We start from the raw sequence: 12,898 nt of genomic DNA on the forward strand, positions 1-12,898 counted from the left end.
AGGGCCATAGAGGAGAGCACAATGGCGTTTCGATTTTTGCGACAGCAGGCCACCCAAGCCTTCAGCAGTCCTGTCATCATTACCAGCTTGGTGATTACGGGCGGGGTCATACTGATGCGCTTTTTTGGCGTCATTGAAGGAATTGAACTGGGTGCTTACGATCGCTTCATCCGTTGGAAACCGGATGAAGGTCTCGACGAGCGGTTACTGGTTGTTGGTATCACCGAAGAAGATATTCAACAGCGTCAGGAACTTCCCATTCACGACGGCACGCTAGCAGATTTGCTCGTGAAGCTAGAAAGCTATGAACCCCGTGTCATTGGGGTAGACGTTGGGCGCGATATTCCGCAAGGCCCTGCGGCAGGACGCGATCGCATGTTAGAAGTCATGCAAGGCAATGAAAATATTATTGTGGCGTGTCTTCTGAGCAATCCGGCTTTTCCGGGCGTTCCCCCCCCAGAGGGCATAGCTGATACCCAAGTGGGGTTTGCCGAACTACCGCAAGATCCGGGGGGCGTCGTCCGCCGCAGCATTTTACTGTCTGTTCCTTACGAACTCGAAGATTCGCCTGTCAAACCGCACTACTGCAATACGCCCAATATTCCTCTGGGTGAAGACTTTCCCCTACCGCAAGAATCTCTGGCCTTTTTGCTCTCGTTAATTTACCTCGAAGGCGAAGGCATTGTTGCTGACCAGACCGAGTATGGCGAAGTCCTTTTAGGCGATACCGTGCTATCGCCTATTAGCCTCACCTTTGGAGGATATGCGTACTCCGATGCTGGTTATGACTTAATGCTCAACTACCGTTCAGCCCGTAACGCGGTGGAGCAGGTAAGTTTATCTGACGTTTTAAACGATCAGGTGGATCCTGACTTAATTCGCGATCGCATTGTGCTGATTGGCTATACCTCCCAGGTCGAAAAAGACGTTTTTGTCACGCCTTATTTGGCGGCTCAAGAAAACCTGCGAGAAATGACTGGCGTTGTTATCCACGCCCAAGCCGCCAGCCAAATTATTAGCGCTGTTTTAGACGGTCGCCCTTTGATTTGGGCTTTACCAGAACTGGTGGAAATTTTATGGATTTGGGCTTGGGCGCTGCTGGGTGGTCTGATCGCTATCTGGACGCAGCGATCTTGGCAATTCTTTTTGGCTGAAGGGGCAGCCGTGGTGATCGGGGTTGGACTGGCCTACCTGCTGTTTTTACAAGGCGGTTGGCTACCCATCATTCCTTCAACGCTGGTGCTAGTGTGTACCGCTTTAGCCACTAAATTAGTCGAGCAAGCCACCAAAGGCGGCTATACCCAGGCGATTTATGAGCAAATTAAAGAGCAACTTCGCGGTCGCAGCGAAGATAGCCACAAACGCCGACGTATTGACTATTTAGAAGATTTGGTGCAGCGAGCTAGAGCCATTCGTCAAGGGGGCGATACGGCTGAACTAGCTGAAGCAGAGTCGGCCACTACTCTACCGCTAGACCTGCAAAATCCGCAGATGCAGGCAATCTACGAGCAAATTAAGGCTCAAGCTGAAGCTGATCTGCTGCAAGAGCAGCCCGTTACCCCAGCTACTGCCCCCAGCGTACTAAAAGAAAAGCGGATTCACGATTTGCTGAGCCGTGCCCAAGCGTTGCGGACACCTGCTTCGCCGCCGCCTTCAGCCCCCACTGAAGCAGCAGCCCCAGCCGCTGAATCGATGACCTCAACCGATGACAGAAACGAGATTTGAAGATCTTGGGCGAAGGGTTGATCGCCAATCGCTTCTAAGCTTTTGCTACAGCCCGATTTCCGGAATCTGGGCTTAGGCTAGGGTAGAAGTAGTCAAACTATGTAGGAAACGTGCAGTGCCCCAGGCTGACTTAGGCTCACTCAAGCACCAGATGCAATCGGCCAAACAGGAAGCGATGCCGACGACTTACTCTGCTTCAGGGCCGTCTGGTTTAGCGGTGCCGCTGTCTGTGCACAATTCCTTATCAGATTCTGATCAAAATGCGATCGCCCAGTTAGCGGCAGATTTGCTCGAAGATCCCTGGGCGATCGAGCAACTGAGCCAGCGAGTTTTTGAGCTACTGCAAACAGAGTTGTACTATGCCCAAGAACGGAGTCGGGGTTATGGGAGGTAACAGACATGTCATCAGATGATCCGATTTATGAGCTGAACTATGTCAGCGCCAATCGTTTCTATGTAGAGATGGACAGCAGCCTCAGCGCTTCTTTCAGCGAATGCTCCGGCTTGGATGTACAAGTCGATAAAGAAACCTACTTTGAAGGGGGCGTCAACGAACAGCAGCGCATCTTCCTCAAACAGGCGAAATTTGGCGATCTGACTTTGAAGCGGGGCATTACCGACGATCTAACCTTTTGGAACTGGATCAACTCAGTTTTGCAGCCTGGAAAAGCAGAACGGCGCAACATCAACATTTTGGTATTTAACCAGGCTGGGGAAACCATGCAGGCTTGGACGCTTATTGGGGCGATACCTGTCGGCTGGAAAACGCCGTCATTGCAGGCAAGCGGAAATTCTGTCGCCATTGAAGAACTAACGCTTGCTTACGAAGGGTTGAAGGTCGTTGCCAAATCGGGCGGGGGTGGCCCTCAAACGGGGATTAAACGTGATAACACTGGCTATTTTTCGGCTTCTAATTCTTAAGGTTGAAATCACAGTTCAACCTTGAACCTTGACGCGAACAACCTTGATTGAGCTATGGCTGATTCTGCCGCAACTCCCGAATATCCAACTGAGAACGAAGGGATACCCCAACCGCTGGGGAGTCAGCCGCTATTGCCTGCCGCACCGCTGGGTCAGTCTGCTCCTAATTTGCAGTTTATGGTGCCATTGGGAGCGCGATCGCTTTCTATTCTTGATCCGTCAATTTTTCAAATTACTGGCTTAGGGTCTAGTCGCTATTTGCAAGCCTACCGAGATTGGCCGTTCCAACCAACTCAGCCCTTAACGGCTAGTCCGGCTCCTACCTCGTCAGTTGCCGCATCAAGTGCTTTGCCGAAGCAGCATACGCCAGAACCCTTAGCGGCTCCGGTTTCAGAAAGTAGCGCTATTTCAGACGCCCTTGATGCCCTGGCAGGCAGCGAACCAACCTGGGCAGCAGAACCCCCCACCCCCGATTTGGCTGCACCAGCTACGTCAGACGCTCTGACCGCAGACGATAGCTCAGGTTTTCTCCCTCTACAGCGATCGCCTGCCACACCCTCTACAGGCAATGCCGCCGATCGCGTTGCTCAATCCCCGGCGATTTCTCCCCTTAATCCCCCGGTTGCCGCACCCCCGCCTGACCTACCAGCCGCGACGCAACCACCGCCAAAGCTGATGCAGCGATCGCCTCAGCCAGCCGCTAATCCCCCCCCGCCTGCCAGCGTCGTTAGCCGCTCTGAGCCTGTCGCTAGCTCCGCTCCCCAAAACAGCGAGCCTACCCATCAGCAACCGCGATCGCCTCAGCCCAGCCCCAACTTATCGTCAACACCCGCAACTCAATTGGCGGCTGAGTCTGCCGCTGTGCCCGCTGAGTCTTCCCCTTCGCCAGCCGCAGACCTGTTACGTCAGCCTGCCAACGCCCTTCAGCGACAGGTCACGTCAGCCTCAGCCAATGAAATTGAACCAGCCACTGCCATTGACGCTGAAACTCTACAACAACAGCAGACCGATCTACCCCAACCCTCAAGTTCACCCTCAGCCTCGCCCGCTGAAACAGCGCCAGTTTTATCTGGCAGTACTGGTGGGCAACCAGCGGACTCAAATCAGGCTTTGCCGCCTGCTTTAGAAACCACAGAAACTACAGCGGCTGGGTTCGTTGCTCAGGCAGAAGATGCGATCGCGGCTGACGGGCTCCAGCGCCAACCTTCAGAACCAAACGCCGCTTCTGACGCTACCGCTATTGCCCAACCTGCCAACCTGCCCGCCGATAGTGTCCAACCCAGCCGCCAAGCAACCTCGACTCAGCAGCCAGCTCAGCCAACTACGCCACCGCAGACCCTTGAGGCGAAGCCGTCTTTATCGCCAGCTTTAAGCACACCTGACTCAGCGATCGCCCCTGAACTGCCAACAGCCACCACCGTCAGCGACCATATTGCCCCTGCCACACAAGGGCGATCGCCTGCTCTAGCAGACGCCCCCTTATCACCAGAGGCACCGCCATCGCCCCCCGATTTATCTGCTCAAGCGGATCTACAACGCCAGGTAGAGCCTCCTACAGCTACCTCAGATGACCTAACACCATCGAGTAAAGCTAGCCCAGCCGCACCCGACGCTAAGGCTGAAACGGTGACGGCATCAGATGTGGCTAAACCTACAGCGCCAACCCAACCTCCGGCGAACTCTCCGGCTCCAGCGCCGCTGACCGCCTTACCCACTAGCTGGCTGGCAATGTCGGCCTCTACTCCAGCAGACACCGTTGCCGATACCGAAAGCAGCCGTGACAGTGAGCCTGATGATTCGGTGACAGATTTCTCGTCGGCTCAGCCACCTGAAATTCAAGCCGCCGCTGCTCCAACATTGGACACCCCCGCAACCAGCCAAGCATCGGCTTCATCCCCCTCCCGCCCCGAAGCAGCCACCGAACCCACGTCCCCTTCAGAGGCGATCGCCCCAGCAACTCCCTCAGCCCCATCTGACAACAAAGTTTCCCATTCTCTACAGACTCCCTCAGAGGCGATCGCCCCAGTAACCCCTTCAGCCGCTCCATCCGGTGCCCCCCCTCAAGCTGACACCACGGCTGAAACCATCCTGCAAGCTGCGCCCTCATCTGCTTTAGAGCCTGAGCCAAATGCTGATGCATCCTTCGCTTCGGCTTCTACGTCCCGGCTTCCCAGCCAGCCCCCTCTGCAAAACATCCATCGAGATCTAGAAACGCCAAAGCAGGAAACTGCTGAGATAACGCCTGCGGCTGATTTAGCAGTTCAAGCTAATTCTGATTCTGATCTTCAATCAGAACAGCACACCGACGTTCTCAAGCAAGCTAATTCTGCCGCTGCTTCGGCAACTGCAAACCTACAGCGTTCAGCTTCGCCAGTGGCCAAAACAACGGCGGCAGAAAAGACGGCTGTACCGCCTGAGGTTGCTCACGGCGGCGGATCGACCGTCCAACCAGACCCTGACGCCGCTGATGCCGTAGCGCCTGATTTAGAAAATCGCGCTAGCCTTGACCCTTCACCGTCCTCTGTGCCAGCCACCCCTCGTTGGGAAATCGAACAGCCTACCTTGCTACAACGAGCAGCCGCAAATCGGGCTTTAAGAGCCCACACGCTAGCCAAACAAGCAGGGGCTGAATCTTCAACGCCTAAACCTTTAACTCAAGCTGACGCCACCATCGTTCAGCCTTCGGCCTTTGGTGCAGCAAACCAGGGAGCGCGATCGCCCCTCCCAGCCGCCGCTGCAGCCGAATTGACAGATACAGGTGCAGATGTAAATGCAGAGGTAGATGCAGTTACAGAAGTCTCTTCCAAGCCAGCCGCAGAGAAAACACGCCCAGACATTAGCCGTAAAGCAGAACTTGAGGGAACCGCCGCTTCAGGGCTACCCGCCCCCCCGCCTGCCTCTACGCCCGCACCAGCCTCATTCACAGAGCAAGCAGATCGCCTCTCCTTGCCGCCCCAAGCTGACGCTGCCGATTCGCCCACGCGGGTAAACCCAACTCCCGCATCCTCCTTGGCTGAGCAATCATTGAGGACAGATTCGCCTGCTTCAGATTCGCCTGCGACCAAGGCGACTTCTGACTTGCCAGCCGCATTGCCCCATGGCACCAGCCCGTCGGAGACGATAGCAAACCCGACTTCAGATCTGCCCGCTTTGCAAGCCAAGGCCGATCCGATTGCTTCAGATTCGCCTGCGACCGAGGCGACTTCTGACTTGCCAGCCGCATTGCCCCGTAGCATCAGTCCGTCGGAGACGATAGCAAACCCGACTTCAGATCTGCCCGCTTTGCAAGCCAAGGCCGATCTGCCTGAAGCAGCAGACTTGGTAGCAGAGCCTGCCTCCCCTGTTTCTAACGACTCTACAGGTCTAACATCTCCCCCAGTCACTTCTCCCGCGATCGCGGCTCCACCCGCCGATCTGCAAACGGCTCCAGCGACCAAGGCTGAAACGAGCCACTTGCCTAAAGCCACCAACTCAGCCGCTACGACAGCCGCCCCCCCTCAGCCCAGCCCTTGGCCTCAACTGCCACAAGTGCTACAACCTTTGACCGCGCTAGATAACCTCAGCACCCTGGCGGTACCACCGTCTCCACCCCAGCCTCTACTACCAGAATCGGCGCAGACGCGATCGCCCTTGGCAGCAGGCTATACCCCTTTGCTCAGCTGTCAGTCAACTACAACCGATAGTTCAGCCAACAGTGCGACTTTGAGGCTACAGCCCCAATTAGAAAGCGAAGCGGCTTCCCTTGCCCAACCGTCAGACACAGCCACCGTTGCTGGAGACTGGAGCAGTATTGCTGAGCTACTGCAGATGAGTCGTCCTGCGCCTCAGCCGCAACCCGCAGCAGCGATCGCCAGTTCGGCTAATCTGCAAGCATCAGCCTACGCAGATTTGCGTCCTTTTGAAAATGAGCGATCGCAGTCTTCGGTTCAGGCTACCCCTGCCGCTATGCTTACAACTAGCCCGCCACAAACGATTCAAGCTTTTCAAGAACCCTCCTCAAACAGTCAAACCACTGCGGCTCCCGAAGGAACGCCATCTGACTCAACCTCAGCCGCTAATATCGAAAAGCTGGCTCAAGCCGTTTACCACCGACTGAGACAGCGCATCGCCCTAGAGCGAGAACGACGCGGTGGCCATTATTCAGGACGATTCTAATCACATTCAACGGGTAAGAGGCTTTCATCTATGACAACACTCTCTAAAGCCAAATTAATCGCTGTTGATGGCGGTGAAGATATCGAATTTATGTTCAATCCCAATCAGCTAGACTTCAGTCGTAGCATCAGCCTTGAACAAGCTGCTGGAGCGCGGACTGAACAGGGCGAAAACAAAACTAGCTTTAAGCACCCTAATCCTTACTCACTAAAAATCAGCAACATTATTCTTGATACTTACGAAAAAGGGACAAACGTGCTGGACTTGCTGCAAAAATTTACCAAAGCAGTTGAGTTTTCAGAAGGGGGTGAAGGTCAAAATAAGCGGCCTCCCATCTATCTATTTACCTGGGGTGACCAAAATTATCTGCGTTGCTTTGTCAAAGATTTGAGCTTTAAACTTTCCCTGTTTATGCCCGACGGCACCCCGGTTCGAGCAACGGTTGATCTTTCTCTAGAGCAGGTAGATTCGCCTACTCCCAGCCCAGGGCAAGGAACCCCTAGCCCTAATGCGAGCCAGCGCCAAGGAGCCAGTCGCAGTACATTCTTGAAGTAGCTTTATCAGGGAGTCCTTATGCCTGTCACTTATATTCCTGAAGTCAAACTTGAAATTGACGGTCAACTTGTCGAGCGATCGCTGCTCGAAGATGTGCTGCAGGTCAGTGTCGATCAAAGTCTGCACTTACCCAGTATGTTTACCTTAGTGATCAAAAACTCCTACTTTTCTGGCCAATCTGAAGAAGATCCTTGGCAGCATGAAAGACTTTTCCAAATTGGCAAAACTGTCAAAATTGGCTTTATCTCCAGCACAACCGAATCCAGCGAATTTGAAAACGCTACAGAAGACTGGGTTTTAGAAGGTGAAATTACAGGCATTGAAAGTCACTTCACATCTGGTTCGCAAGCCCCTATCGTTGTGCGTGGGTACGACATTTCCCACCGCCTGCACCGAGGTCGCTATAATCGCTCGTTCCAAAACATGACTGACACCGACATCGTCAACAAAATTGTCGGTGAAGTGGGGATTCCAACTGGAACGATTGATCAGACCCAAGGCCCTTTTGGCTATAGCGACGTCAATGAATCCAATGGCTATACCTTTCAGCACAATCAAACCAATATGGAATTTATGCGGCAGCTTGCCACTCGCAACGGGTTTGAGCTGTTTGTACAGGCAGGTAAACTAAACTTTCGCAAGCCTAAGGTAGATGCCTCCCTAGAACTCAAGTGGTTACGCAATCTTCATAGCTTTCGAGTCCGGGTCACCAGTGCCGAGCAGGTAAGTGGCGTTGAGGTGCGCGGCTGGGACTACTCCACCAAGCAGCCCATTATCTCATCTAAAAACAAAGGACAGGTCTTAACCCAAAATCAATACGGAGAAGGCAGGCAGACAAGTACCTCCTTTAAAGGCAAGCCACCCACACCAAAGATGGTTCTAGTCAATCAGCCTGTCAGTGTCTCTAAGCAGGCTGATTTGCTGGCTCAGGCTATCTGCGATGAACTCGCCAGCGAATTTGTTCATGCCGATGCCGAAGCTGAAGGGAACCCGGCCATTTGTCCCGGCAAAACAATAAAACTTTCAGATTTAGGCAAATATAGCGGCGAGTATTATGTAACTGAAGCCTGCCATACCTTTCAAGAAAGAACATATCTAACAGAATTTAGTATTCGCGGACTGCGCAGTGGTGATCTCTTCACGCTGCTATCAGGTGGAAATCAGGCTCCCCACCAAGGCCCACTAGTAGGTATTGTCACCGACAACAAAGATCCGCAAAATTGGGGCCGAGTCCGGGTCAAGTTTCCTACCCTAACCGAAGAACACGCCAGTTACTGGGCACGGGTGGTGGGCGCTGGAGCAGGTGCCAATCGCGGTTTTGATTGCTTGCCAGAAATTAATGATGAAGTGTTGGTTGCCTTTGAGAACGGCGACATTCATCGCCCCTATGTCATCGGCGGGGTTTGGAATGGCAGGGACAAGCCTCGTGAATCAGTCATCGATACGGTTCATGACGGCAAGGTGCGGCTGCGTACCTTTACGACCCGTACCGGACATCAACTACAGTTTGTTGAAGAAGACAAAGGTAGCAAAAAAGCAGGTGTTTACCTAGAAACTACAGGTGGGCATCAAGCCTTTTTCAACGATAGCGACAAACAGATCGAAGTCAAAAGCAATGGAGGACACCGAATCAGCTTGGACGATGCGAACAAGAAAATAACGATGTCGTCTACAGGCACGATTGAAATCACCGCGCCTACCAAAATCACCTTAACGGTTGGTAGTTCCAGTATTGAGCTGAGTCAAACTGGCGTTCAAATCAAGGGGGCAATGACCAATCTGCAAGCTACTACAAGCGCCTCTGTGAAAGGGATTAATGTCAATGTAGAGGCAACAGGCCCGCTGGTGGTGAAAGGTTTGCCAATTAAACTGAACTAGTTTTTGCTAAGGGTGCATAACTGATAGTCTCTAACCCCTACAGTGACTAAATGACTGAGCAATTTAACAACATTTGCCAACTGCAACCAAAAATATTCGCCAGAAGTGGGCATCGCTTGGGAGAAAGACTGTTATGGCACTATTAGTCTGCCAAGGGGCCACCTTACAATGCAGTTTTGGCGTGGCTCCGAGTGTTTTACAAGTGATTCCGAAGGGGCAACCCGTTCAAGTCAGTGTACCGACGGCTGCCACTATTATGGATCACCTACCAATGACAAATATTTTGCCGTTTGGCATGTGTACGTCGTTGGCTAATCCAGCCGTTGCGGCGGCAACAACAGCAGCCTTTGGCGTGCTGACTCCTCAGCCCTGTGTACCCGTGACTTTAACCCCGTGGATACCGGGATCGCCGATGGTACCGATTAATAACTTCCCGGCTTTGAACAATACCTCCACCTGCCTGTGTAGCTGGGCAGGGGTGATTTCGATCACAAATCCTGGGCAGTTTACGGTTAATGTGCCTTAGTTAAGCAGATTGAGCAGTAGCTTCTAGCGGATCTGCGGTCATATTGTCGGCATAGCAAAGGCGGAGAATCGCTCTGGCTTTAGCCTCAGAACGTACATCAACCCAAACATAGTAAGCATCAACGGCTGCTGTAACTAGCGACTGCATACCATTTTCACAAAGATCGCAAGCAGTGAGATAAGCCCCTTGTCGATCTGAAAACTTGAAATCAGAAATTAGCTTGTAGATAACGTTTTGATAAACGGTGGCCTGATAGATGATGCCACTTTGATAAAAGTTAAAGCTCTTGATTTCTGAGTCCGCCACCACTTGGGGCAAGAACATGGGGATTATTTCCTTAAGTTTTGTGAGCTGTTACTTTAAATAAAGCAATTGTGGCGCTTGAGTGTCCTGCGCTAAATTGCGGATTTCACGATGTATTGAATCTCGACCTTTGTCCAATGGCAGCTTTGAGGTAGCTTAACTAGAGTAGCCTTGTATTGTGTGAGACGATTATGCCTGAGCAGTCATCGCAATTACCCGATGCTTTTCTGGGTCAAGGCTTGTCTTTTCCTCTGCAGGTGAGCGTTCAGGGCGGTCTACAGCTGAACGCAACTTATCGCAATATTGAAGACTCGATAGGCATCATATTACGCACGAGTTTAGGAGAGCGAATTTATCGACCGGATTTTGGTTCGCGCTTGTCGGAGCTGGTGTTTGCGCCGCTGAATACGCAAACCCTGTTGTTAATTCGGCTCTATGTAGAAGAAGCGTTGAAAAAGTGGGAGCCTCGTATTGTCTTAGATGGCGTTCTGACAGAACCTGATCCGCTCAATGGCCGGGTTGATATCACAATTGAGTATCATCCTAAAGGTCATCACGATAGTCGGAGCTTAGTTTATCCGTTTTATTTACTCCCACCGGGGGAAGTTTAATTGTCATTTTTGGAGGGTAAGTTGCTGTGGAATTTGACTTTTTACCCAACCTACCCAAATCAAACTTAGACGATCGCACGTTTAAGGAATTGGTAGATGAATGCGTCTTGCGAATTCCGCGCTATTGTCCTGAATGGACCAATTACAATCCGTCTGATCCAGGGATTACGCTGATTGAGCTATTCGCCTGGTTAACCGATCAAATGCTGTTGCGGTTTAACCAGGTTCCTCGTCGCAACTATGTAACGTTTTTAGAAATGCTGGGGATGCGATTGCAGCCTCCGGTGCCAGCCCATACCGAAGTGACGCTGTACCTGTCGGCGGCTTTGGCAAATCGCTATCAAATTCCGTCGGGGGCTGAGGTCGCCACAGAGCGAACTGAAGCCGAGGAAGCCATCATTTTTAGTACGGATAGTCCTTTGCTGATTGGGGTACCGCGAGTCAGACATTTCCTCACTTCAGAAACGTTAGAGGTGCAGCCACGACTGTTGCGCGATCGCTTTGCGAACTTATGGACTCAAGATGATAGCGGCTATTGGAGTGGTCGAGAACAGTATGTTTTTGAAGAACTGCCGCAAGTGGGTAATTGTTTCTACTTCGTCTTTGAACCGGGAGAACCCCTCGACGGCAATGTTATTTCGTTAATGTTACAGGGCGAACCCGCAGGTTCAACTGGGATTAATCCTGACCATCCGCCCCGCCGTTGGGAGGCGTGGGATGGCCAGACCTGGCAGCCAGTGCTGCTACGAGAGAGTGACGATGGTACCCGTGGGTTTAGCTTTGAAGAGGTAGCCCAACAGCAGGAAACGGGTGGGGTTCGCGAGGCCAGCGTTGTTTTGCATATGCCTTTGCAATGGCCCTCAACTTATTTTTCTACTTATCAAGGGCGCTGGTTGCGCTGTGTGTATACCCAACCGTTAGTTGGGCAATCGGGCTATCAGCGATCGCCTGAACTGATGGGCATTTCAGCGCGTGCTATTGGCGGTACGGTGAGGGCTAGTCAGTGTACTCAAATTCGAGATGAGCTACTAGGAGAAAGTAGCGGCACGCCGGGACAAATCTTTAAGCTACAGTCAGAGTCTATTTTGCCTCGCCAGGAAGGGGAACATATCGTCGTTACACCGCCTATGGGGCTACCCCAGATTTGGCAAGAAGTGAATGATTTTTCTGCTTCTGGGCCAGAAGATCGCCATTACACGATCGATTCATTGACAGGCGAAGTTCAGTTTGGCCCAGTGGTGCGAGAGTCTTCTCAACTACGGCAACAAATAGAACTGCGATCGCAGGTACAGATGCAAGGGCATACCCCTGATCCCTTAGAACTAGCGGCAGTAGAAACCTTAGAGCGGCAATATGGCATGGTACCACCGCGCGGCGCGGTCATTCGTATGGCCGCCTATCGTACCGGAGGGGGCCAGCGTGGTAATGTTCAAGCTCACGCCATTCGAATTCTCAAAACGGCCATTCCCTACGTGGTTAGCGTCATCAACCATCGACCAGCGCTCAACGGAGCTAACGCCGAATCTTTAGAAGAAGCTGTGATTCGTGTTCCCAAGCTGCTGCGTACCCGCAATCGAGCCGTAACGCCAGAAGACTTTGAAACGCTGACCCTACAAGCGAGTCGAGGGGTTGCTCGAGCCTATTGTCCAGTTGCGCATGGAGCCGCTAGTGAAGCAGGTGTGGTCAATTTGCTGGTTGTTCCCAAAGCCGATACGCGACAAATTGCCCGGGGTGAAGGCATTGATCCTTATCAGCTCGCGCTCAGCGATGGCCTCAGACAGGAGGTTATGACCTACCTCAATGAGCGACGGCTTTTGGGGATTCAAATTCGCCTCCAGGCACCTGAGTATGTGGGCGTTGCCGTTCAAACTGAGGTGGGATTAGAGCCAGCGTACAACAACCCCCAAGCCCAGCAAGAAATTTTAAGTGGCTTACAGGTCAAGCTCTATCGTTTTCTAAATCCGCTGACAGGGGGGCCAGAAGGCACAGGTTGGGGCTTTGGTGCCCCGGTTTATCGTTCAGATATTATTGGCTTGTTCCAGCAAACCCCTGGCGTTCGCTATTTGGGTACCGTCTTGCTATTTGAACTGCGACGCCAAGGGCAAAATTGGACGCGCACATTAGCGACTGACGGCATGATTGATCCAGGGCCTTTAGGTTTGATTTGTTCTTGGTCTAACCGCTATCTGCGATCTAGTCATGCTATTAGCCTGGTCACTTAGGG

At 52.4% G+C, this 12,898-nt stretch carries 10 protein-coding genes; 9 read left to right on the forward strand and 1 reads right to left on the reverse strand.

The features are described 5' to 3' along the window. Positions 1-21 precede the first annotated feature (21 nt). The 7 genes from ACTS3T_RS08445 to ACTS3T_RS08475 all read left to right on the forward strand — a co-directional run bounded on the left by ACTS3T_RS08445 (position 22) and on the right by ACTS3T_RS08475 (position 9,760). Complete coding sequence (locus tag ACTS3T_RS08445; protein WP_377963638.1) at positions 22-1,725, forward strand: CHASE2 domain-containing protein; 1,704 nt, start codon at positions 22-24, stop codon at positions 1,723-1,725. Between the two features lie 115 nt (positions 1,726-1,840). Next, positions 1,841-2,119, forward strand: coding sequence for a hypothetical protein (locus ACTS3T_RS08450; RefSeq protein WP_377963637.1), 279 nt, complete (start codon positions 1,841-1,843; stop codon positions 2,117-2,119). 5 nt (positions 2,120-2,124) lie between these two features. After that, a complete protein-coding gene (locus ACTS3T_RS08455; protein ID WP_377963635.1) occupies positions 2,125-2,646 on the forward strand; it encodes a phage tail protein in 522 nt (173 codons plus the stop codon). Between the two features lie 54 nt (positions 2,647-2,700). Beyond that, positions 2,701-6,801: a DNA polymerase III subunit gamma/tau domain-containing protein gene (locus ACTS3T_RS08460; RefSeq protein WP_462934907.1), complete on the forward strand. Its 4,101-nt coding sequence runs from the start codon at positions 2,701-2,703 to the stop codon at positions 6,799-6,801. 30 nt (positions 6,802-6,831) lie between these two features. After that, entirely contained in the window at positions 6,832-7,356 is a 525-nt protein-coding gene (locus ACTS3T_RS08465; protein ID WP_377963631.1) for a CIS tube protein, read from the forward strand. An 18-nt stretch (positions 7,357-7,374) separates the two neighbouring features. Continuing rightward, positions 7,375-9,234, forward strand: a complete 1,860-nt coding sequence (locus tag ACTS3T_RS08470) for a VgrG-related protein (protein ID WP_462934908.1) — start codon at positions 7,375-7,377, stop codon at positions 9,232-9,234. A gap of 133 nt (positions 9,235-9,367) precedes the next feature. Then, positions 9,368-9,760, forward strand: coding sequence for a DUF4280 domain-containing protein (locus ACTS3T_RS08475; RefSeq protein ID WP_377963627.1), 393 nt, complete (start codon positions 9,368-9,370; stop codon positions 9,758-9,760). Here the strand turns inward: ACTS3T_RS08475 and ACTS3T_RS08480 are convergent, their stop codons facing one another. After that, on the reverse strand, positions 9,761-10,084 hold the full coding sequence (locus ACTS3T_RS08480) for a hypothetical protein (protein WP_377963625.1): 324 nt from the start codon (positions 10,082-10,084) through the stop codon (positions 9,761-9,763). It lies immediately after the preceding gene. A gap of 170 nt (positions 10,085-10,254) precedes the next feature. Here ACTS3T_RS08480 and ACTS3T_RS08485 point away from each other — a divergent pair, with 170 nt between their 5' ends. Both ACTS3T_RS08485 and ACTS3T_RS08490 read left to right on the forward strand, forming a co-directional pair. Beyond that, positions 10,255-10,674 (forward strand): GPW/gp25 family protein, encoded by a 420-nt coding sequence (locus ACTS3T_RS08485; RefSeq protein WP_377963623.1) that lies wholly within the window; start codon positions 10,255-10,257, stop codon positions 10,672-10,674. 26 nt (positions 10,675-10,700) lie between these two features. Next, the gene (locus tag ACTS3T_RS08490) at positions 10,701-12,896 is read left to right on the forward strand and encodes a putative baseplate assembly protein (protein ID WP_377963621.1); all 2,196 of its coding nucleotides are present in this window, start codon (positions 10,701-10,703) and stop codon (positions 12,894-12,896) included. The last annotated feature ends 2 nt before the right edge of the window (positions 12,897-12,898 follow it).

It is taken from the genome of Almyronema sp., assembly GCF_052168255.1.
Taxonomy (GTDB): domain Bacteria; phylum Cyanobacteriota; class Cyanobacteriia; order Phormidesmidales; family Phormidesmidaceae; genus Sphaerothrix; species Sphaerothrix epifaneia.